The sequence below is a fragment of the Shewanella sp. ALD9 genome (assembly GCF_002836315.1).
Taxonomy (GTDB): Bacteria; Pseudomonadota; Gammaproteobacteria; order Enterobacterales; family Shewanellaceae; genus Shewanella.
Window position 1 is genome coordinate 596075 of sequence record NZ_PJCD01000002.1, and the last position, 24379, is coordinate 620453.

Here is a 24379-nt window from a genome sequence, read left to right on the forward strand (position 1 = left end):
TATTTGAATTCAGGTCTATTGCATAATAAATGCTTTGGCTTGCTACTACTTGCCAATAAATATAATGCGATATAAGTCAGCAAATAATCAGTGTGTCCCCCCCACTTATTTATGATCTTCCCTCTTATTTTTATTCTTCATTAGCATCAGCTTTTCAGATTAGAACAATCGTTTTTATTCGCACCTACCATTTAGATACTTTCCTATACTCTGTTTTCGCTTAGTCATTTAAGCCCTGATTTTAATCCTCGAGTACATCAAGTAGATAGTTAATAGCTTGAGTGGTTAATTAGGTTTTGTATTTTAGCGTAACCATACATCTTCACATGAAGCGAAGATGCGTTAACTTTAAGGAAGCTAACAATGAAACATCCATTATTTAATCAGAAAGTACTCGCGGGTTTTGTCAGCATGCTGCTTATATCCGGCTCAGCTTTCGCCAACAATCACGAAAAGTCAGAAATGACCAAGCCCAAAGGAGCGGTTGGGACTGGGATAGCATTAGAAAACCAGGCTAAAACAAATCAATTTTGGTGGCCTGATCAACTCAATCTATCTGCGCTACGAGATCACGATAAGCGATCTAATCCTTATGGCGAAAACTTTGATTACGCCAAGGCATTTAACAGCCTTGACCTTGATAAAGTAAAACTAGACATTAATGCGTTACTGACCACATCTCAAGATTGGTGGCCGTCAGACTATGGCAACTATGGTCCCTTTTTTATCCGCATGACATGGCACAGCGCAGGTACTTATCGCACCCTTGATGGCCGCGGCGGCGCAGGTGGTGGCCAGCAACGTTTTGAACCACTCAACAGTTGGCCCGATAATGCGAGTTTAGACAAAGCACGACGTTTACTCTGGCCAATCAAAATGAAGTATGGAGAAGCCATTTCTTGGTCTGATTTGATAGTGTTAGCGGGTAATGTGTCACTTGAAAATATGGGCTTTAAAACCTACGGCTTTGCCGGTGGACGTAATGATGATTGGGAACCAGACATGGTGTACTGGGGACCAGAAGTTGAAATGCTTGCTAGCGACCGTGAAGATAGTAGCGGCAAGTTACAGCGCCCGCTTGGTGCCACTCACATGGGCTTAATATACGTAAACCCAGAGGGCCCAAAAGGCGTACCAGACCCATTGGGCTCAGCCAAAAATATTCGTGTGGCCTTTGAACGTATGGCGATGAACGATGAAGAAACCCTAGCCCTAATTGCGGGTGGACACACATTTGGTAAAATGCACGGTGCACACAAGCCTAAAGATTGTTTAGGTGCTGAACCTGCTGCAGCGGGTATCGAAGAGCAAGGCCTTGGCTGGAAAAACAAATGCGGTAAAGGCCACTCAGAAGACACTATCACCAGTGGTTTAGAAGGAGCTTGGACTCAAGCCCCAACACAATGGACCTCTTTGTATCTAAGCAATTTACTTACCTTTGAGTGGAAACAAACTCGTAGCCCTGCTGGCGCTATTCAATGGATCCCAACAGACGAGTCTTTGCATAAAGCCGTTCCTGATGCGCATGTTAAAGGCAAGTTTCACGCTCCTGTCATGACAACAGCAGACTTAGCATTAAAGTATGATCCTGAGTATCGAAAAATTGCTGAACGCTTTTTAGCCGACCCAGAAGAATACCGCTTAGCTTTCGCTAAAGCTTGGTACAAACTGACGCACAGAGATATGGGCCCATCACGTAATTTCTTAGGCAAAGAAGTCCCTAAAGAAAGCCTAATTTGGCAAGATCCTATAGATGATAAAACACAATCAAATATAGATGACGATGGCGTGCAAGCACTTAAAGCACAAATTCTAAAGTCTGACTTAACCGTGTCAGAGTTAGTGCGTGTAGCTTGGGCATCTGCGGCAAGTTACCGTCATTCAGACATGCGCGGTGGTGCAAACGGTGCTCGTATTGCACTAGCACCTCAAAAAGATTGGTCAGTAAATAATCCGGCTGAAACCGCTAAAGTGATTAAAACACTAAAAGCGATTCAAGCGGACTACAACGACAGCTTGTTTAGTAAAAGCAAAGTATCACTGGCCGACTTAATCGTTCTAGGGGGCACGGCTGCAATAGAAAAGGCCGCTAAAGATGCAGGTTTCACTGTGTCGGTGCCATTTAATGCCGGTCGTGGTGATGCCACACAAGCAATGACCGATATCAATGCCTTTAGTTTACTTGAGCTAACTTCTGATGGTTTTAGAAATTACTTTGACGCAGAGCAAAGCTACAAGTCGCCGGTGGACATGTTAGTTGATAAAGCAGACCAACTTGACCTATCGGTGCCAGAAATGACCGTTTTAGTGGGTGGATTACGCGCACTTGATGCTAACTACAAAGGGCTAAAACATGGGGTACTCACAAGCACACCGGGCACCTTAAGCAATGACTTTTTCGTCAATTTACTTGATATGTCTACGGTTTGGAAAAAATCGTCAACCGATGGTATTTATGAAGGATTTGATCGTCAGTCAGGTCACAAAAAATGGACTGCCACCTCAGTCGATTTAGTCTTTGGTTCAAACTCGGAGCTGCGTGCAGTGTCTGAAGTGTATGCGTTTGATACATCGAAGCAAAAGTTTGTGAATGACTTTGCTGCAGCCTGGACTAAGGTAATGAACTTAGACCGTTAAGATTAAGCTTCGTGACCAAGCGCAGCAACACTTAACAGCTGAAGCGCAACAGACACAACAGGACTTGAATCTTTAACATTCAAAAGCGAATCAATCGATTCGCTTTTTTTTATCTATAACACTCAAATAACCTTCGCTAAGCACACGACTATCAGATAATCACGTCTCATTCCAAGTGTGTAAGTAGAAGCTTTAGCCAACACGTTGGCTACTAAAAACGGTTAATGTCGAGCTGTACGAAAGTGCATGCAGTCATTTATACGGTGACGTTTCAGACGATATTTATAACTGAATTATTTTGCCACTATTACAGACACAATATGGATACACAGACAAAAAAGGAGCCTGGTTAAGGCTCCTTTTTTTGGGGTAAATGATCGATATCAATAAGCTTTTATTGATAAGCTATTATTAATAGCCTTTTAGCTTAGAAACGGCCAACAACACCAATTGCAGCACCGAAACCGTCTACGTCTGAATCAAGATCTTTAGACAATTCAAATGTTGCAGAAAAAGCGTCAGAGATGCGTAACCAGTAAGCCGTTTTAGCAATGAAAAAATCATCAGAACCGATGTCTGCGTAACCTAAACCCACAGACCATGCTTTAGTCACATACCAGTCAGCGTTTACATTAAAGAGATCGTCAGCATCAGTATGAGTCCACATAGCGCCTAAATCGATACCAGTAGTGCTTTTAAGATCGATAAAGCTGCGAGCTTCAAGACCATAGCTTGAGTCAATATCACTACCATCAACATAGAATGCCGCTACTTTTGAGCTGTCGTTGAAGTAATAACCTACATCAAGTTGGTAAATATCAGTATCAAAAACACCAGCGTCAAAACGCTCTACTTTAGCGCCAACAAACCACTTTGAATCAAAAACATAAGTGCCATCAACAGAGAAAACATCAATGTCAGCATCATCAATCATTGAATAGCTAGCGCCAACATTGGTAGATTGTGCTAAAAAGCCATTTAATGCATATGGGCCTTTTTCTTGTGACACAGAATCGAAATAGAAACGGTAGTTTAGATCCCATTGACCATCACCGAACTCTTCAGTATTAGCAGAGTATTGCAAACCCGCTTCGTGTTGAAATGGTGCATCTTGTGCAGCTACAGCTGGTAGTGCAGCAAAACCTAATACTAGTGCTAATGCAGTAACGTTTTTCATCAATCATTCCTTTATTTGATTATTTTACGCTAGGAGATTCAAGCAGATATAAAGAATGGATAAATCATAAAAAGGGGGTTTATCCATTAACTCAAATGTAGCCTAACCTTACCGTCGGGCTAACGCGCTTTCCTAGCGGCGCATACTCTAAAGTAATGAAATGCTAAAATAAACAACAAACTATAAATAATTGATAATTTTCAATAAAATACATCATACAGAATGTATTGAACACTGCTACTACCTACTTTAGCAATAGATAAAAACGTAACAATATCGTCAACTAAACGTTTATTTAAAATAGGCAGTAAATATTGTCATCAATAACCACGTGGATAATCAAACGAAATTTGAACACAACAGAGGTTTTAGAGGCTGCAACCAGTCGACTCGATAGCCGTATCAATTCAAACCGCGGTGTCTAAATAAAAACAGCTAGTTGCCACTGACATTTCTACACAACGGAAGTAAATTATTTCGGCAAATTTATGGATTTAAAGTTACGACCTATTGCATGGTTCAAACACGTTTAAAGACGACAACAATAGATTTGTTAACTATTTGATTTATGTTGATGATGACTATAGGTTATTGTCATTACATCAATTTTATTTACCTGGAACGTCAATGTCGACTTTGTTTAAGTTCATCAAAGGTGGTTTATTAAGCCTTTTTGTTATTTTTATCATCCTTGTTGCGTTTAATTGGCAAAGCGTTAATCGCTTATACAGCGTAGTCACCTTATTTGATGAATCCCTCGTGGTAAATAATTTCTCCAATATGAAGGATGTCTTTTTTAACAAAAAAATCGTTAAACAAGGCGAGCCTTATGTGTTCGACGTCGCCTTAACGCCTTTGCCTGAATCGTTTAACTATCGAAACAGCTCAACCAATACCGAAGCGTTTCTTAAACGCAGAGCAACAACCGCATTACTGGTGCTTAAAAATGACAAAATAACCTACGAGCAATATTTTCTAGGCACTAAAAGTGATGACAAACGTATCTCGTGGTCAATGGCCAAATCATTTGTGTCGATATTGTTCGGCATGCAGGTGGATGCTGGCAACATTGATATTGAAAAAACCGTCGGCTTTTATCTGCCCGAGCTTGCCAAGTCTGGTTATGGCGACGTCAAAGTAAAACACGTATTGCAAATGTCGTCTGGGGTTAAGTGGAACGAAGACTATCTAGATTTTTATTCTGACATTAACAAAATGGGTCGTGTACTGGCTATTGGCGGCTCGTTAGATCAAATGACCAGTGAACTGGTTAATGAATCAGCCCCAGGCAAAGCATTTCATTATGTCAGCATGGACACCCACGTGATTAGCATGATACTCAGGCGAGTTAGTGGGAAATCATTAATCGAACTTTTACAGCAAAATCTGTGGAACACCATCGGCATGGAAAGCGATGCCTATTGGCTGACTGATTCCCAAGGTAGCGCATTTGCGTTAGGCGGCTTAAATGTTACCACCCGTGACTACGCCCGCTTTGGCCGCTTATTACTCAATAATGGCGCATTTAATGGCAAGCAAATCGTGTCAGCTGCTTGGATAAAAGTCGCCACCACCCCACAAGCAGATTACCTACAACCGCAAGTCGGAAAATTAGGTTATGGCTATCAAATTTGGTTACCGCCAGAAGCACAGCAAGGTGAATTTTTCTGTGTCGGCGTTTACGGGCAATATATTTATGTAAACCAACAACACAATGTGGTGATAGTTAAAAACAGTGCCGATTTAGGCTTTCTTGATGAGCTGAATTCAAAACAAGAAACCATCGAATTTTTCCGTGAGATTGTGGCGTCATTGGAGTAGATGGAGACTCGTTAGACTCTGCCCCACTTTTCGATTGCTCGCTTTTCGATTACTGAGCATCAACCCGAATACCATGCGACGCAAGATGAAAAGTTAGCTTTTTTAGTCTGATAAGTTTAATAGTTAACGTCACATATTTCGTTTTTGAAGCAGCCTCTGCCGATTTAGCTCATCGAGCTGTTCGCTAAGGTTGAGGATTTGTTGTTGCAGCGCTTGATATTGAGTCTGGCTGGACTCATTAACAGGCTTGTCGCCCAACTCTTTCGTTGCCCACATTTTGGTAAGCTGAATGATCAGATGTTCGGCTTGGCTCAGGTTGTCATGCTCAATCTGTTTGATCATCAGTAACCGAAAGCAGTTGAACAGTATGTTGAGCATAAACTCATGGCTGAGCTGCTGCTCTTGTTCCTGAGTCATAGAGTCTTTAAAGCCGATGGCTGCGATTAAATTAGAGACTGTGGTAACTGTGGTTGCCCCAATAAAAAGCGACTGGATCTCAGGCTCTAACATCAGAACCCGCTCAAGCTGTTGCGACAACTTACCTTTATTCCACTGAGCGCCCAGCGCTTTAATGAACGTCATATCAACCCACCCGTTATAAAACCTTGTCTCTTAACGATACTGCCTATTAACGATACAGGCGCGCGGTCATAGGGACCAGATTTAGCCTTTGGATCAGTCGATCTAAATAGGCTTGAGTCAGCATTGCTATGCCGCGATAAAAATCAGTTCTAGCATGTTCATTCATCAGTTCGAGGCAGCGCCCAGACCAAGGAAGAAGGTGTTGCTGCAGCAAAATCATGCAGCTTCGTTCTAGTGGTTCGTTATCTTCAGTTTGATCCCATTGGGTAAACATTTGATCCAATACCGCGAAAAACAGACCGATATGATCGACTGGTTGATTACTATCCAGCTCGAAGCTGATCCCTTGTTCATGATAAAAGGCTTTTAGTGCCATAGTCGACTTATCATTGAGGAGTTGCCTCTCGCTCAAGTAAACCGATCCCCAAGGCACAGCATTGGGCTCGCCCGGTCCATAGAAAAGTTGTGCATAGTCCAGTTTTAAGGTTTGTTGTTTATCTTCAGTCCATTGGCCGAGATAATTGGCCAGCAACTCACGACCACTCGACTCTTTGCTCGATGCGGTAAACGGTGGCCAGCTTTGAGCAACATCATGCTCAATAAATCCTTGGATCAACTCTGGGGTCGGATCATTAAAGAGTACATTGTGAAGAATGCGCGCAATGCCTTGATATTCTAGGAGTTCATTTTCGTTAAGAGATGCCATGCTAACCTCGTTTGTTGAACTAAATGTATCGCCATAAACAGCAAATAGAGGTGCCACTCCACATGAGTGGCACCAATCGGGGGATTAAACTTCTGCGTAGTTCAACACTTCTCCATCAGTGTCACCACTTGGGCGAGAATGACGGTTAGGTGTAATAAGTAAGTTAGGTGTAGTAATACTGCTTTGTGGCAACGGAGCAACCGCGGGCGAGATGGCGCCCGGGTACTTAGCCATCAGCTCTTCCATCGGTCCGAAATCGATAGCTCGCATAGGGCAAGACTCCACACATGAAGGTTGTTTACCTTCGGCCAAACGCTCAAAACAACCATCACACTTGGTCATCACCTTACGATCTTTATCTATCTGCGGCGCATCGTATGGGCAAGCTCTTGCACAACTTTCACAGCCGATACAAAGATCTGCCGCCACATGGACTAAACCATCTTCGCGGCGTTTGTGCATTGCGCCAGTTGGACAAGCCTTAACACAAACAGGCTCCGAGCAGTGGTTACAAGCGATAGACATGTAATAGGCAAATACGTTTTGGCTTACAGTGCCATCACCATGTTCTGTCCATTGTCCCCCACCGTATTCATAAACCCGGCGCCAGTTGATGCCAACGGGGAGGTCTTTACGATCCTTACACGATATCTGACAGGTTTTACAGCCAGTACATTTACTTGCGTCGACATGAAAGCCGTATTGGATATTATTACTCATTGTTAACTCCTATCAGACCTTACGGATTTCAACCAGGTTAGTGTGCTGAGGATTACCTTTCGTTATCGGTGTAGTGCGTTGTGTGGTAAGCACGTTCAAACAACCGCCTTTATCCACATTGCCACCAGGTAGGAACCAAGCGCCCTGCCCCAGTGCTGTTACGCCGACCATAATACGAGGTGTTATCTTAACTTCGACTTCGATGGTGCCGCGATCATTGAAAATGTGGACCTTATCACCAGTGCTAAGTCCGCGCTGATTCGCATCGATTGGGTTCATCCACACAGCATCCTGCACCGCTTCACGCAGCCAAGGGACGTTGTGAAAACTAGAGTGGGCACGGCCCTTAGTGTGATAACCAGTAAGTTGTAATGGATACTTCTTCTTGGTTTCAGTATCTTCATAACCTTCCCAGGTCGGCACGTATTTAGGTAGCGCAGATATTACGTCACCCTCTTTGAGCTTCCAGGTACGCGCTTTTTCCGCTAAGCGTGATGAGTAGATCTCAATCTTTCCAGAGGGTGTGCCGAGTGGATTGGCATCGGGATCGGTACGGAAATCTTCCAGTACGATATAACCCCCGTTCGGCAAATATTTGCGATAGATACCCTGTGTGAGCATCACCTCTTTTGCTGGTAATTCTGGGGTAGCCTCTTTAGATTCGGCATAGAATTGATCCAGCCAATCTTTGCGACTCTTACCTTCGGTAAACTCGGCTTCAACTCCCATGCGTCTTGCTAAGTCGACACAGACCTCATAGATAGGACGGCTCTCGAACATAGGGTCGACACTGCTGCTCATCTGTACCAAGGAGGCGGTATCACCTGCGGCGTAACTTTGGTTAACTAAGTCTTCTGATTCAAGCCATGACACGTCTGGCAATAAAACATCGGCAAACTTAGCACTGGGTGTCATCCAGTTGTCGACCACTAGGATAAATTCACATTTAGTTTCATCCTGGAGTAGCTTCTCTGTTTTACGCACTTCAGAGTGTTGGTTAATTAGGGCATTACCACCGTAGTTGATAATCGCCTTAATATCAGTATCCAACTTACCGTCACCCGCTTCATCAAGGTCGACACCTTGTACTCCATCGGACAGAACGGTCATGTTTTTGCCATCTTCGATGGCCTGAGTAAAGGTAAAGAATGATATCGCTTTCTTCACTGGGTTTGAGCCAGTAGGCATTGATGGCGCGTGTAAAGAAGAGCCCTTACACAAACCACCACAGTTAGTGCCCGGCAGACCCAATTGACCTAACAGGATGGGTAGCATGTAACCCGCACGGGTGTTGTTTTCACCAGCAGCCTGACGGTTTAGCGAGGCGGCAATTTGAATGAAAGGTGCGCGAGCTGCAGCCAGTTCGCGGGCCAATTCGACAATGAGATGAGCTTCGATACCGGTAATAGCAGCAGCCCACTCTGGCGTTTTAGCATTAACACCCGGAGTTAAGTCGCCAACTTTCACGTTATCGAGAATATATGCTTTGTAGCTCTCTTCATATCCAACGCCTTCAGGCATGGTTTTCTCGTCATAACCGACACAGTATTTATCCAGAAAGGCCTGATTAACGGTGTTAGTAGTAATCCACTCATAGGCTAAGGCTTCAAACAGCGCCGCATCGGTACCCGGACGAATTGCCAACCACTGATCTTCTTTACCTACCGCAGAGTCGGTGTAACGTGGATCAATCAAAATAGTCTTAAAGTTATGCTTTTGCTTCTGCACCAAGAAGTCATAGGCTTCGCCCGAACCACTCATGCGGATTTCGGATGGGTTGTAACCAACCATCAGCACTAAGTCTGAGTTTTGCATTTCAGACACACTACTTCCTTGCCAGCCAGGGCCTGCAGAGCCATATGTTTGTCCAGCGGCTTCATAAATTTGTGACCAGCTATAATCGCCATAAGCGTTAAGATAACCGCCCTTAAGGTTCATTAAGCGATACAGGCACTGTTTACCGGAGAAGTGATAACGTGCACCCGAGTTATAGGTGAAGTGAATCGATTCATTACCGTACTGGTCTATAGTGCCTTGCAGTTTTTCGGCGACAAGATCAAGGGCTTCATCCCAGCTAATCCGCTCAAATTGTCCGCTACCACGAGGACCAACACGCTTCATCGGGTATTTCAGACGATCAGGTGCATAAACACGTTTACGCAAAGAGCGTCCTCGTGGGCAAGCGCGCACATCATGATCGCCGTACTTATCTGTGGTGGTAAATTGAGACTCTACCCGGGTAATCACCCCATCGGTAGAAAAAACCTGTACCGGACAGTTAGATCCACAGTTAACCAAACAAGCCGACCAGTTGAGGTTTTCACCGGCAACAGGTGGCGTAGGCGGCACTACTTCAACATCTTTAGAGCTTGAGTTACAGCCTGAAACCGTTGCTACGCAACTTAGTGCGGCACTCATTTTTAAGAAACTTCTGCGTTCCATTATCTTTTCCTCATTGCAGTTATGATTAGCACTGTTTGCATTAGCGCAGCTGGTAGCTAAACGACAACATCACTTGGTGCGCGTTATAGTTATGGTTCAGGCTACCTAAGGTGGTCAGTCCTGGAACTGTATTGACATCAATTTGCGCATAATCGGTGTCGTAATAGCGCTCATACTGGTAAGCCAGCTTTAACGCCATCTCTTCGCTTAATGCGTAGTTCGCATGTAGTTTGAGACTATGGTTGAAAGAGGTGTAATCCCCCTGTGGCGTGGTAACGTCATAGGTGACCAGCGTGTTGCTGGCAGAGTTAGCAAATAAGTAGTCGCCGCCTAGGCTGAGCCTGTCTTCAAGCAGCCCGCTATAGTTGAAACCAGCCCCCAGATTAATAAACTCATCTTCGATATCGGCGAACCAATCAGGGCTTGAGAACCCCTGACTGCCAGCTTGTGCAGCGTCGATCCACTGCTGACCAGCAAAGGCATAGCCAGATAGGTGTGCATTCAGCTGCAGCCCAAGATTGATGTCATAACCGTAGTCTTCAGATTCGGTCAGACCCAGTTGAGTCTCGTTATAATCATCTTTGGCATAGCGGGCGGTCATATCCACACTGAGCCACGACGTTGGGGTGTGATTAAACATGGCTTTGAAGGCAGTGCGCTTTCTATCAGCCAGGTAATATTTGCGAAGCAAAGGATTCGTTTCTGATGACGTCAGTTCGCTAGTTTGATATTCGCTGCCTCCACGGTTATCGAGGCTGGCCTTAAACTTAAGCTTGATGTCATCCAATGCACGGACATTGAGCTTGGCCCATAGGGCGTCATCATTGGTCTGTTCACGGTCACCATAACTGCGCTCCATCTCTTTGCGGTCATAGCCAGCCTGTAAGCGATAGTCACTGCTTAGGCGGTAACTGGCATTAAGCTTGAGGCCGCGGCGTTCGGTGTCTAAAGGGATATTCTGTTTAAATGCCCCCGAGATCCCGTTAACTTCATATTGAGCGAATTCCCATACCGATCCCTTATTGTCACGCTTGCTGTAATCGACACTGCCGCCGAGTCTGAGCGTGTTGCTTAGCAGCGAAGTGACAGACAGCTTGCCGTCTAAGGTATCGACTTCTCCGTCCCAGTTTTGCAGTGGATTACCCGACATTTGAATCAAATTATCATCTTGGGTCATCTTGCCCGATGCCAAGCGACCACTCATAACGGTGCGGTTTAATTGATATTGGCCAGACAAGCTAATTTGATGGGCCTGATTGTCAGGAGCAGGTGCAAAAACGTCATACAGATAAGGAAGACTTAACGCGTCAACATCGTTTTTATACTGGCTCACGAAATAGTTCAGGTTGGTAGTCCAACTATCGCCAGACAATGACAAACCCGCGGTGAGGTTATCTGTGTTGGCATCGACTGGCAGGCCAAAATTAACTGGACGCGGAGTGACAATACTGCTGCCCTGGTAACCGGTTTTATTCTCGTGCTCATAACGCACATAAGCCTGATAAAAGTCTTGGCCATAGCTCAAACCCAAGCCAGCTTTGTTCCTCTGCAACGAGAGATCCTGAATTTGAGTATGTTCACTCGGTGTCAGTACGCCGTCTTTGTACCATAACTGACTGCGTGCATCGCCAGACTGATAACGGGTTAGCTGTTGATAATCGGCAACCAGTTTATAGTGGCCTGACTTTCCCGCTTCAAGATGAGCAAAGCCGTTATCCAAACCTAATTGATGTGCCTGAAACTTGGCTTTATAGCCTGCAGTATTTCGATAATGTAAATCGGCATCCACACTGCCATTAGCCCCGTCATTGTCGGTACCGAACGCATTACCGGAGTGAATGTCATCACTGTCAATATACGCGGCATTGACCCCGATGGTGCCGATATAACCAGCAACTTGAGGGCAACGCTTACACTGAAATACTTGTTGGTTAACGGTACTGGTATTGGCCTTGTTCACGCCAAAGTCAGCCGCCATTGCAGAGCCCGTTATCGCGCCAGATATAGCGAGAAGTGATAACGTGATGAGGTTAAATTTGAATCTCATTTGAGTTACTCCTAATTAGCGCTGCAGCTTGCTGCCGGCTGGGTGATTGGAGCCATGGATCTGGCTATGGCAATTGAGGCAACTCTTACCGCCGCCAAACGCATCACTTCCGCTTTGTTGTACAACACGGCTTGCATGACCATCATCCATATGACATTGCTGACACAGTTGTGGTGCTCTTTGAGTGAGCATGGCTTCGTTAACGCTGCCATGGGGGTTATGACAGTTGGCACAATTTTCTGTCACTGGCGCATGCTCCCATAAAACAGGACCACGTTTTTCGCCATGACAGCTATAACAAGTATCATTCACCGTGGCGTGATTCAGCGCACTTTCACTCATAGAACCGTGTGGGTTATGACAATCGATACAGGTCATTTGATCCCACTTCATCGGGTGAGATGAGCGCTTATTCATGTCAGATTTTTGCTGCGTGTGGCAAGAGGTACAGGTGTCATTAACCGTAAGCTTGTCCATAACCGGATCTTTGTCGGTGTGGATATTATGACAATCGCTGCAGGCCACCTCGTCTAAATTGTGGCTGCTGCTATGCCATGCCATCTGCTTAGGATCGTTATGGCAACCTAGGCAGACACTGTTCTGACTTTGAGCGGAAAGCTTGCTCTCTTTGCCAAAGGCGATCATCGGCTCCTTACCGCCTTTGTTATGCGCACCTAACGGGCCATGACAGGCTTCGCATTGCAGACCCGCCATAGGCGAACCCTGTTGGCTCGGGCTACCGTGCACGCTATCGAATATCGCCATGACCTTGTCATTTTTCTTATGACACATCAGGCAAGAGTCGGCACCTTTGTTAGAGTAATTACCTTGAGCAAATTTCTCCGTCAGTTGCTGTTCTAGTTGTTCACCAGTGAGTTGATTCCAGGGGGCCGCCTGAACTGAGAGAGATAAGCACGCGAAAGCGAATATCCCACAAAGTAACGTAGTGATAATACATTTGTTCATCATCTTGGCCTTACAGTTAATTATTTTATGATTTGTTAATGTTTGTGTTAATTAGTTTGCATTTAAAGTGTAATTTGAATTAACAAAAATACGAACTATTACTTTGGAGGTATTATTAGATCTGTGACTTTTAATTTAAAAATGATTCATTCGGGATCAAGATCTTTATTTAGCGCCATCAATTGCATGTGTTTTTCAATATTGAAAATCGCAAAAACAAAATCGCAATCTAATGATTTAAAAGGAATTAGCTCACAAAGACCTACTAAAAAACATGTTTTTAAATTTGTTAAATATATAAATAAGAATGATTTAAACATAATATAACTTATGAACTTACATCGCCTTTATTCATAACTATTTTTATTAACCCCACAGCCATTAATAACTATTCACAACCTCGTTAATAACTTTAAATATCTTTTCATATTAATTCATAACTTAATTGGCAAACAAACTTACAATCATTATAAATAAATGGTTTCACAACTAACGAATGCCTAATAAAAGACAAAAACAAAAAAGCGACCTTCAGGTCGCTTTTTTGTTTTACATTGATTTATATTTGCTAGGCCGTCAGAGGGAAAATATTCTGGCTGGAGTTATTAATGCCCACTTCATCTGAATACCATAAAGACTAAGAAAATGGTTACTTTTGCGTTAGCAGTAGGCGCTGGCACAGTTTGACAAAATCTGACGATGTCACAATTCCTAGTACCTTATTGTGTTCATCAACCACAGGTAAACAACCCAGTTTATTGTCGATAAAATATTGCACTACAACCGTCAGCGGCTCGTCCAAACCTAGCTTCTGCACTTGGGTATCCATAACCTCGGCAATGGGCGTAAAGCGCTCCTTTCTATCTAACGCCCCTTGGCCATATTTATTGAGCATGGTTAATACAACAGCGATCATCTTTTTATGGGTTAGCATCCCAATGAATTGCCCTGTTGTTTCCGAAATCACCGGCAAATGGCGCACATTGCGAGTTTGCATCAATTGATGAGCATCTTTAAGGCTAGCTTCATTGCTAATGCAAAAAGGATTCGGGGTCATGATATCGCGCACTTCCATGGTATTACTCCTTTTACCGATTTATGCTTAAAGACTAGCCAAATCAAAAATAAATAGCCAGCAATCATGTTAATCGCCGTAGAGGTAAACTAACGTTTAAGGGTCATACGCCCAAACACACTGGCGTCGATAAAGCCTCTGTTTTTGTCACCGTTAACCGGGGTGATCTCATGAGAACCCATAAAATGCTCCCTTACTGGGCTGCCATCATTATCGCAATAGGCAAGCATAAAACCGATCACTTTATTGGGTGCGAGCAGTAATGGCTTATCTTGCTGACCTTCCTTAAAATCATTAGGATACAGCTTAATCGCCACCTCCCAAATCACGTTGTAAGGCGCCTCGCTACTGCGCTGCCAACGACTTTTTAAATGCGACGTATACAAGTGAGCTTGTTTATCTGGGCCATAATCAGCCGCCTGATTGTCTAGGCCAATATGGTACGCAAATGCACTGTGATTAAACTGATGATCGCCGCCTGAGGCATCGCTATCAATAAACACCTCTAAGGTGTCATCATCCCAATAATTCACCGTTGGGTCGACATGGGTATCAAGCAACACATCGTCGGTAATTTCAGCATGCAGATACAAATAGTGCTCATCCCACAGCAGCTTATATTTACCGCTAAAATCACTCGCAGAATCTGGCAACACCCCATCCATTAAATACGGCATAGTCTGCCATTTAGCTTGCTGCCATGCTGCGTCGGCAATCCCATCAATCTTGATAGGCGTTGCAGTATATTCAACATCCATAGCAAACAGTGTCTGGCTACTAAACAGTAATCCCAAAGCGAGTAACGAATATTTCATAAAGCTCATTTCTAGTCGGTTTTATATAGACTCGCTTAATCTGACAGCGAAAACAATCATAAATGTGACCAGCGATTAAACGCTCTGCATCTGAAATAAATCGGCCCAACAATCTGGTCAAAACCCCGCAGGCTAGCGGGTACTTTAAAAGTTTACTCTGACACCACTCTGACACCACTTATAAAATGGCCACAAAAAAAAGCCCTAATCTTTGCAAGATCAGGGCTGATTTATTGAGTGACTACATAAACTCAGAGCCGGTATTAACGCTAAAAATTAACCTGCTTTAGCTTGAATTCGATAAGCATGTAGCAAAGGCTCTGTGTAACCAGATGGCTGAGATTTGCCTTTAAAAATCAGATCGCATGCCGCTTTAAAGGCAATGCCGTCAAAGTTAGGCGCCATATTAGTGTACAACGGATCACCGGCATTTTGAGTATCCACCACAGCGGCCATTTTTTTCAACGCCGCCATCAATTGCGCTTCACTGCATAGGTCATGTTCAAGCCAATTAGCTAAATATTGCGATGAAATTCGTAAGGTTGCTCTGTCTTCCATCAAGCCGACATTATTAATATCAGGCACTTTTGAACAACCCACACCTTGATCAATCCAGCGCACAACATACCCTAAAATACCCTGGGCATTATTTTCTAGTTCAAAAGTAATTTGCTCATTGGTGAGTGTTACCCCTTCAGCAAGTAAAGGAATGGTCAACAAACTGTCAATGCTAGCACGTGGGCGTTGTTTAATTTTTTGCTGAACGTCTGCCACATTAATTTGGTGATAATGAGTCGAATGCAGCACGGCACCATTTGGCGACGGCACCCATGCTGTATTTGCGCCCGCTTTAGGATGAGCCGATTTTTGTTCAAGCATTGCTGCCATTTCATCAGGCATTGGCCACATGCCTTTACCGATTTGAGCGCGACCTTGTAAGCCACATTCAAGCCCAATATCGACATTCCAATCTTCGTAAGCACTAATCCATTTTTGCTGTTTCATCACCGATTTAGGCACAAACGGGCCCGCGAGCATTGAGGTATGCAGCTCATCACCTGTGCGATCAAGAAAGCCAGTATTAATAAACACCACGCGCTCTTTCGCAGCCCTAATGCACTCTTTTAAATTCAGTGTCGTTCTGCGCTCTTCATCCATAATGCCGACCTTAATCGTATTACGCGGCAGCTTGAGCGCATCTTCTATCTTAGTAAACAGGTCACAGGTAAATTGCACTTCTTCAGGGCCATGCATTTTAGGTTTTACAATATTCACCGAACCTTTGCGGCTATTACTACGACCATTATTGTTACCTTTAAGGTCGTGCATCGCAGCAAGCACAGTTATCATGCCATCCAGTATCCCTTCAGGTACTTCGTTGCCATTTTTATCCAGCACAGCATCAATGGTCATCAAGTGACCCACATTACGCACAAATAACAAACTTCTGCCGGGTAAAGTGATTGTTTTTACATCTGCATTCTGGTTGGTACTCTGATTGACATTAGCTGCGGTATAGACGCGATCGTCATTGAGCTCTCTTACAATCTCTTTACCATTTTTAGTCAGCGAAGCAGATAAATTACCTTGCATCAAACCTAACCAATTACGATAAACTTCAACCTTGTCTTCAGCATCCACTGCAGCGACAGAGTCCTCACAGTCCATAATGGTGGTAACAGCGGCTTCAACCAGTAAGTCTTTAACGCCAGCGCGATCACTGCCACCAATAACACTGGTTGGATCTATTTGAATTTCGATATGCAGACCATTATTAACTAACAAAATAGCACTTGGTGCATCGGCACTACCTTGGTAACCCACACATTTATCGGTTTGGGCTAAGGTTGTGCTAGAGCCGTCAGTTAATTGCACCCGTAACACACCCGCGTCGAGGTAATAACGGGTCACATCGGCATGGCTGCCTTGTGCTAAGGGCGAAGCGGTATCTAAGTGTTGTTTGGCAAAAGCGATAACTTTATTGCCGCGTACCGGGTTGTATTGTTTAGTGAGCTCCGCGCCACCTTCTTCAGATATCGCATCAGTGCCATATAGCGCATCATACAAGCTGCCCCAACGAGCATTGGCAGCGTTAAGCGCAAAGCGCGCATTTTTAACCGGCACGACAAGTTGTGGTCCAGCTTGCGCAGCAATTTCATGGTCGACATTTTCAGTGCTAATTTGAAAAGCCTCACCCTCAGGCACCAGGTAACCTATTTCATATAGAAAAGCTTTATATTGTGCAGGGTCAAAATCTTTGGTGGGATGGTCAATATGCCATTGATCAATTTGCTGTTGTAGTTGTTGTCTTTTTTCTAACAGCTTCACATTAACGGGAGAAAATTCGCTAATAATGCCCTCAAATTTTGCCCAAAAGGTTGCTGAATCAATGCCAGTACCTGGGCAAATGTCACTGTCGACCAATTGCCACAATGCTTGCGCTATGTGTAATCCACCTACTTGAATACGTGCTGTCATTTTATATCCCTACCTTAATTTCTGTGCGTTGACCGTAAACTCAGTCCTAAATCATATGCCTTAAATCATTGGCCCTAAATCATTAGTCCCAAATCATTAGTCCCGAATCTCCAGTCATAAGCATTAGCCATAAATAACTCGCGCAAACTCATTCCACTGTTAACAGCTTACTGTTCATACGCAGTAATACTTTACTCTATATCAAAGTTATCTTATTTATCCAATTTATACTTACTATCACCACTATTCACCAAAGATATGGTGAAATGGTGTTTTTTGGTTAATTTGCAACATATACGTAACTAAAAATCACAATAACAGTAAGGTTAAACATCCCCTCTATTTATCTCTTCTGCGGTTTTAGTGATAAGTTGACGCATCCACTGATGCGCGGGATTATGCTGAAGCAAAGGGCTCCAGGCCATAGTCAAGGCGATGGGTTGAATAATAAAAGGCGGCGGAACAATGCTCACCCGTTCATTATTGATGTGATGACGTGCCATCTTACTTGGTATGGTTGCGATCAAATCTTGTTGCTCAGCCAACAAACAGGCGGTTTGATAATGGCGTGTAAAAACGGTGATCTGGCGTTTCACACCAATTCGCGTTAATGCTTCATCTACCCAGCCCAAACGCTGAACATCATCTGGGTTCATCCCTACCCCAACACCCATCCCTGTTTTACTCACCCACACATGCTTAGCTTTTAAATAACTGTCTAAAGAAAACTTCTTTAAAACAGGATTACCCTTACTAATCAGGCAGCTAAAATCATCACTCCACAATATTTTTTGATGGAATGATTGCGGAATACTGTCAAAACGGTTGATCACCATATCGACTCTTCCTTGTTCTACATCAGGGAAACTGACATCACTTGGGGTCATGATATCTAAAATAATGTTGGGTGCTTGAGTACGAAGCTTAGCGATGAGCGGTGGAATTAACGTCGCTTCAGCATAATCACTTGCCATAACACGGAAGACTTTATCACTTTCCAGTGGATCAAAATTGGCACGCGGTTGTACGGCTTTTTCCAGCCCAATAATCAGCTCACTGATAATGGGTTGTAATTCATTTGCACGTTCGGTCGGTGTCATGCCCTGACTCGTGCGAATAAGTAGGGGATCATCAAACAAGTTTCGTAAGCGTTTTAGGCCGTTACTCATTGCAGGCTGGCTGATCCCAAGCTGGTCTGCCGCTTTAGTAACATTTCTTTCACGTAGTAAAACATCTAAATAAACAAGGAGGTTCAAGTCGATACGAGATACATTCATATGGTGAATACCGAAGATAGTAAGTATAAATTAGGTTTATTTAACCAAGTCTAGCTATTATTTTCAACGTAATCAATTGCCGCTAATCTATTTGTTAAGGAATAAACACATGACTCACTACAAAAATAATATCGATGAAGCTGCCACCTTGATTAATTCGGAAGGTAGTGCATGGAATGCCATCAATCCAGAGTCAGTCGCTCGTATGCGCCTACAAAATCGTTTTAAGACTGGGTTAGACATCGCAAAGTACACTGCCAAGATCATGCGTGAAGACATGGACAACTACGACAAGGACTCATCGCAGTACACTCAGTCTTTAGGTTGCTGGCATGGTTTTATCGCCCAACAAAAAATGATTTCGATTAAAAAACACCTTTTAACCACCAAGCGTCGTTACCTATATCTTTCAGGTTGGATGGTAGCTGCACTGCGTAGTGAGTTTGGTCCATTACCTGACCAATCTATGCATGAAAAAACCTCTGTTGCTGCGTTGATTAAAGAGTTATACACCTTTCTACGTCAAGCTGATGCTCGTGAACTAGGTGGTCTTTTCCGCGAATTAGATAGTGCCAAAGAGTCAGATAAAGCTGCGATTCAACACAAAATTGAAAACTTCGAAACCCACGTTGTACCTATTATTGCCGACATTGATGCCGGTTTTGGTAACGAAGAAGCCACTTACTTAATGGCAAAACAGATGATTGAAGCCGGTGCTTGTTGTATTCAATTAGAAAACCAAGTGTCAGATGTAAAACAGTGTGGCCACCAAGACGGTAAAGTCACCGTGCCACATGTTGAATTTTTAGCAAAAATTAATGCGGTTCGTTATGCATTTTTAGAACTCGGTATCGATGACGGCGTAATTGTTGCGCGTACCGATTCATTAGGTGCAGGCTTAACTCAAAAAATTGCTGTCACTAAAGAAGCTGGCGATCTAGGCGACCTATACAATAGCTTCCTTGAAGTTGAAGCGGTTGATGCTGCAAAACTTGAAAATGGTGATGTGGTATTCCAGCAAGGTGGCAAACTGGTGAAACCGGCTCGTCTACCAAATGGCTTATTTAAGTTCCGTGCCGGTACGGGTGAAGAACGTTGTGTACTTGATTGTATTACCTCATTGCAAAATGGCGCTGATTTATTGTGGATTGAAACTGAAAAGCCGCATGTATCTCAAATCGGTGGCATGGTTAACGAAATCCGTAAAGTTGTTCCTAATGCCAAGCTTGTGTATAACAACTCGCCATCGTTTAACTGGACGCTTAACTTCCGTCAGCAAGTATTTGATGCGATGCAAAAAGCAGGACAAGACGTTTCAGCTTACGACCGCCCTCAATTAATGAGTGTTGATTACGATGGCACTGAGCTTGCTATCCAAGCTGATGAAAAAATTCGTACATTCCAATCTGACTCGGCCCGTGAAGCAGGTATTTTCCATCACCTTATTACACTACCGACTTACCATACAGCAGCATTATCTACCGATAACTTGGCTAAAGAATACTTCGGTGACCAAGGCATGTTGGGTTATGTTGCCAATGTTCAACGTAAGGAAATCCGTCAAGGTATCGCCTGTGTTAAACATCAAAACATGGCTGGTTCAGATATGGGTGATGCACATAAAGAGTACTTCTCTGGTGACCAAGCGCTTAAAGCGTCTGGTAAAGACAACACAATGAACCAGTTCTAAGACTGATTTTATAAACTGCTTGTGTAGAAAGTAAAAAGTAACTTACCCAAATAGTGACTAGCTTAAGCGATGTTTTTGAAGTGAACATGACTAACAGCGAAAACTAAACCCAAAAGGCCTGCTTACAATAAGCAGGCCTTTTTATGTTTCACACTCAGGTAAAATGGTAGCGGTGACGACCTTTTGCTCTTTGCTGCAGTATTTCAAATACACAATAGCAATAATCATCAATGTTCTTGCTATTGTGTTTGACAACGTTAGCCTTAGCGCCACTTTGCCACTACTTCTTAAACAACATAGCCTTAACTTTAACTCTAATTTCCATCTCAACATAACCATCTACTCTGGCGTCATTCAGATAATGCTCTAACATCGGAAAATTATCAGGCTCAAAACCGCTATTTGGCAACCAATCAGAATACAAACTCAGCTGAGCTTGAATAGCCTCTTCAGGTGCGCCTTTAAAATACACCACTGCATACTTGCCTTCGGGGATTTGAGTTGTCGTAAACGGTGGATTAACGTCTAAGCTATTAGCAATCACTATCGCAGCATCGTAACGGCACTTATCTACTGGCGTCACTGTTGGGTTGTCATAGGCAAACGCAAAACGTTGTTGCTCATCGTGTTTAATGCCATTGTTAGCCGCCCACTCTATAAGCTTGTCCCAAGTGGCAAAAATCGACTCAGGTTGATAACCTCGCGCCGAACTCAACATACACACCCGTTGGCTAACAAAGTCTTTTACTTCCACGTTCATATTTATATCCTTCATATTGGCGTTATTCATCACCTCATTGGTAATGCGACTAGGATACAAATCTGCGGGGCAAAACACTTTTCCATACTTGCGGTATATTTTTCCAATCTTGCTATCTTTTATTTTGTCTGGGTTTCTAATTTCAGACGGACTAAAACCAAAATAGAGTTTTACCGCCTTAGAAAAATTAGCACTGGATGAAAAACCACAGTCTAACGCCACCTGCGTTATTGACAATTCCGTATTGAAAATCAACATATTGGCAGCCCTTTCAAGCTTACGCCGACCAATGTAATCATTTACTGTCTCGCCCATAATGGCAGAAAAAATACGATGAAAATGATAAGGGGAAAAATAGCTCACTTTCGCCACTTCAGTTAGCGAAATGCTGTCGGTCAAATTAGCCTCAATATACTGAAGCACCCGATCTATTCGTACTTGATATTCTTTATTCATAGGCTCCACGAGTTCCCGAGCATTAAGTAAGCAGGCATTTAAAAGACAGGCACTAAAATAACAGGCACTAACAGGTTTTATTCTGCCACAACACACGCCAGCTTTCCCCAGCAGATAAAGCTAACCGATTAACACAACACATTCAGCCATACATTTGCCACCATCATTTAGGATACAAATTAATACAAGTCATTATTCTACAATGACATTTTTTCACTGATTATCACATAAACAGTAAATATTGATTGATAGCAGTAAACAAAATCGGTTGCTGTCTGAACACGCAAGTAATGCAGCCAGTAAGACAAAATAGTGAAGCAATCAAAATCAGGGATGAAACCATAGCCACCGCGCTATCGTTTATACAAAGCCACAGTACATAGCATCATGCCCTTTCATTTGCTCTTTCAGGTCAAGTGCTGGAGTCCCACTGGCTAGCTGGAATTAAGACGCTAAAATCGTTAATCAAGGATCCGCAAGCATGAAATTAAATTCGTGGGGGATACCTCAGACTCTGACCACACTTATCTACTGGCCCCACTTCCCCCACTTATCTACGCATCGTTAACAATCTTAAGTGACAGTATTAATACCGTTTAGAAAATTTTAATACTAATCGCTGATTACTGTAATTCACATATATAGACTAAATTCAATATTGAAATGTACAAAAAACAACCACCACAGTGTTGCAATATAAGGATATAGTATGAATAAGCTACTGTTTATTATAATAGTTACTCTGATACAAGGATGTGGCACGCTCGCAAAAACTTACCTTCCAGATCAACTTATCGCCGATAATGATTATGGTACGGAAGCACAACCTATTCCGTATTTTAATCCAGAAGGAGAAATTAAATTAACCACTCAAGACATAATCAACCTCAATGCTAACAAAGAACAACGTAAAGCCTTTATTGCTCAAGCTATACTCAGTTCTGATAATAAATGCACTCAACATCAGGCAACGATTATCAGTAATGGTAATGCGTGGAATGTGAGTATGGGCAGTTTATCTATGCTATTGACTGGGACTGCTGCCGTTATAAGCCATGCCCAAACAGCTGCTGAATTAGCCGCCGGAGCGACCGCTGTCACAGGTATTCAATCAATAGCCAATGAGGAAATCTATGCAAATGCAATGAGCACTGCGATTGTAAGAGCGATGGATGTAAGTAGAACGAAATCACGGGCGGTAATTAACCAAAAAATCCTTGAAGAGGATGATGATGAAAAATTTTACTCTTTAGAGAATGCTTTAGTGGACATTCAAAGATATCATTCACAATGCTCATTTATGGCCGGATTAGTTGAAATAACAAAAGCATTAGAGCAACGTAAATTATCTTCACAAGAACTCCTCTACAAACAGAAACAGTTAGAAAGCAACATTGCGTCCTTTAATGCCAGCATATCAGCTCAGGAACAAACACTTGAAATTAGTCCTAAAGTACGAGGCGAGCATCTAGAAGCTCTAGCTGAAATGAATAAGCGCCTAAAGTCACTCATTCTTGAAAGCGTAGATTCGCCCTCTGAATAAATCGACGATTACTTTCAAAAGTCAGTTATAAGCGACCCATAAGGTCGCTTTATTACAATACTCCAATATTTTACTTTGCAATAAATGAAATTGATGCCCATACCTAATAGGTGAAGGTGTTTCTATTTATTCTTTAACAAGTACCCTCAAAAATAGATTATTTGACAGCATTAAGAAGTGCTTACATTTTTATTAAACTCGGAGTATATTAATCCAGCAGATTCATGGATTTAGAATTGCGACCAATTACTTAGGTCACACCACGTGCAAGGACGACAATGACAAGTTTATCCTCCAGTTTATTATCAGTAGGCATTCTTCTTTCTAGTATGTTTGTCACCCTTGGGGTGATGTTTGTATTGCTCAAACACCGCGACAGAACAGTTAAATTACCCGTCGATCGCGAACAACTTCAACGAATTCCCGCTTTTGGTTTACAACAAGAAATACAGGACCTTCAAATCAATTTGATTGCCAGTATGCTAATGGGCGTATTGGTTGTGTGTCTGCCATTTGCCATTAACAGCGTTCAAGCACACATTACCGTCGGCAAATTCCCTTGGATATTTGCCATAATCTCTATTATCGGATTATCTTATTGCGGCTACAAAACGTGGAAAAACTTTTCCAAACTCACCAAATTACGCCTAGGCCACACCGCAGAAATTGCCACTGCCAATGAGCTAATCGGCTTACAAGCTTTGGGCTACCAAGTGTTTCACGACATCCAAGCCGACGGCTTTAACATCGACCATTTAGCCATAGGCAAAAATGGCGTATTCGCCATCGAAACCAAAGGCCGCCACAAGCGCAAACGCGACAGTAAATCGACTAGCGCAACCCAAGGTAAAGACTACCAACTATTTTATAAAGATGGCCGCTTATGCTTCCCATCGTGGACTGAAACCAAGCCAATAGAACAAGCAACTCGACAAGCAACGTGGGTCAGCCAGTGGCTCACCAAAGCTACCGGCCAGCAAGTGTTCTCCAGCCCAGTATTAGTATTCCCCGGCTGGTTTGTGACAAACCAAACAAAGCCACCGTTTCCTATTATTAGCCATAAGTTTTTAGTTGGCACAATACCCAAACAACAAACTCAATCACTCAGCCAACAGCAGGTCGATGCGATAGTTTATCAAGTGGCGCTGAGGTGTTTGAGTAAGAGCGAGGTGGGGAAATGATTTATT

At 43.2% G+C, this 24379-nt stretch carries 17 protein-coding genes; 5 read left to right on the forward strand and 12 right to left on the reverse strand.

Features of this window, described 5'->3' with window-relative positions; translation table 11 throughout:
• Positions 1-363 precede the first annotated feature (363 nt).
• Complete coding sequence (katG, locus tag CXF88_RS06070; protein ID WP_101086017.1) at positions 364-2637, forward strand: catalase/peroxidase HPI; 2274 nt, start codon at positions 364-366, stop codon at positions 2635-2637.
• 427 nt (positions 2638-3064) lie between these two features.
• On the opposite strand, the gene CXF88_RS06075 is transcribed toward katG, so the two are convergent.
• On the reverse strand, positions 3065-3814 hold the full coding sequence (locus CXF88_RS06075) for a putative porin (protein WP_101086018.1): 750 nt from the start codon (positions 3812-3814) through the stop codon (positions 3065-3067).
• Between the two features lie 627 nt (positions 3815-4441).
• Here CXF88_RS06075 and CXF88_RS06080 point away from each other — a divergent pair.
• On the forward strand, positions 4442-5635 hold the full coding sequence (locus CXF88_RS06080; protein WP_101086312.1) for a serine hydrolase: 1194 nt from the start codon (positions 4442-4444) through the stop codon (positions 5633-5635).
• Between the two features lie 129 nt (positions 5636-5764).
• Here CXF88_RS06080 and CXF88_RS06085 read toward each other — a convergent pair whose 3' ends face one another.
• From CXF88_RS06085 to CXF88_RS06130, 10 genes are all read right to left on the reverse strand, one after another.
• Positions 5765-6217 (reverse strand): hypothetical protein, encoded by a 453-nt coding sequence (locus CXF88_RS06085; protein WP_101086019.1) that lies wholly within the window; start codon positions 6215-6217, stop codon positions 5765-5767.
• A gap of 46 nt (positions 6218-6263) precedes the next feature.
• Entirely contained in the window at positions 6264-6923 is a 660-nt protein-coding gene (locus CXF88_RS06090) for a molecular chaperone TorD family protein (RefSeq protein WP_101086020.1), read from the reverse strand.
• 84 nt (positions 6924-7007) lie between these two features.
• Positions 7008-7643, reverse strand: coding sequence for a DMSO/selenate family reductase complex B subunit (locus tag CXF88_RS06095; protein ID WP_011638570.1), 636 nt, complete (start codon positions 7641-7643; stop codon positions 7008-7010).
• Between the two features lie 12 nt (positions 7644-7655).
• On the reverse strand, positions 7656-10085 hold the full coding sequence (locus CXF88_RS06100) for a DMSO/selenate family reductase complex A subunit (RefSeq protein ID WP_101086021.1): 2430 nt from the start codon (positions 10083-10085) through the stop codon (positions 7656-7658).
• A gap of 40 nt (positions 10086-10125) precedes the next feature.
• The gene (locus CXF88_RS06105; RefSeq protein ID WP_101086022.1) at positions 10126-12132 is read right to left on the reverse strand and encodes an MtrB/PioB family decaheme-associated outer membrane protein; all 2007 of its coding nucleotides are present in this window, start codon (positions 12130-12132) and stop codon (positions 10126-10128) included.
• 15 nt (positions 12133-12147) lie between these two features.
• The gene (locus tag CXF88_RS06110; RefSeq protein ID WP_101086023.1) at positions 12148-13101 is read right to left on the reverse strand and encodes a DmsE family decaheme c-type cytochrome; all 954 of its coding nucleotides are present in this window, start codon (positions 13099-13101) and stop codon (positions 12148-12150) included.
• A gap of 646 nt (positions 13102-13747) precedes the next feature.
• Positions 13748-14173 (reverse strand): CBS domain-containing protein, encoded by a 426-nt coding sequence (locus tag CXF88_RS06115; protein WP_011638578.1) that lies wholly within the window; start codon positions 14171-14173, stop codon positions 13748-13750.
• Between the two features lie 89 nt (positions 14174-14262).
• Entirely contained in the window at positions 14263-14988 is a 726-nt protein-coding gene (locus CXF88_RS06120) for a CBM9 family sugar-binding protein (RefSeq protein ID WP_101086024.1), read from the reverse strand.
• A 276-nt stretch (positions 14989-15264) separates the two neighbouring features.
• Positions 15265-17466: a malate synthase G gene (locus tag CXF88_RS06125; protein ID WP_101086025.1), complete on the reverse strand. Its 2202-nt coding sequence runs from the start codon at positions 17464-17466 to the stop codon at positions 15265-15267.
• A gap of 326 nt (positions 17467-17792) precedes the next feature.
• Positions 17793-18743, reverse strand: coding sequence for a LysR family transcriptional regulator (locus tag CXF88_RS06130; RefSeq protein ID WP_101086026.1), 951 nt, complete (start codon positions 18741-18743; stop codon positions 17793-17795).
• 109 nt (positions 18744-18852) lie between these two features.
• Here CXF88_RS06130 and CXF88_RS06135 point away from each other — a divergent pair, with 109 nt between their 5' ends.
• Entirely contained in the window at positions 18853-20433 is a 1581-nt protein-coding gene (locus tag CXF88_RS06135) for an isocitrate lyase (protein WP_101086027.1), read from the forward strand.
• Between the two features lie 280 nt (positions 20434-20713).
• On the opposite strand, the gene CXF88_RS06140 is transcribed toward CXF88_RS06135, so the two are convergent.
• Positions 20714-21649, reverse strand: a complete 936-nt coding sequence (locus tag CXF88_RS06140) for a GyrI-like domain-containing protein (RefSeq protein ID WP_101086028.1) — start codon at positions 21647-21649, stop codon at positions 20714-20716.
• A gap of 709 nt (positions 21650-22358) precedes the next feature.
• On the opposite strand from CXF88_RS06140, the gene CXF88_RS06145 reads away from it, so the two are divergent.
• Positions 22359-23192, forward strand: coding sequence for a hypothetical protein (locus CXF88_RS06145; protein WP_101086029.1), 834 nt, complete (start codon positions 22359-22361; stop codon positions 23190-23192).
• 278 nt (positions 23193-23470) lie between these two features.
• On the forward strand, positions 23471-24373 hold the full coding sequence (locus tag CXF88_RS06150; RefSeq protein WP_101086030.1) for a nuclease-related domain-containing protein: 903 nt from the start codon (positions 23471-23473) through the stop codon (positions 24371-24373).
• Positions 24374-24379: the final 6 nt, after the last annotated feature.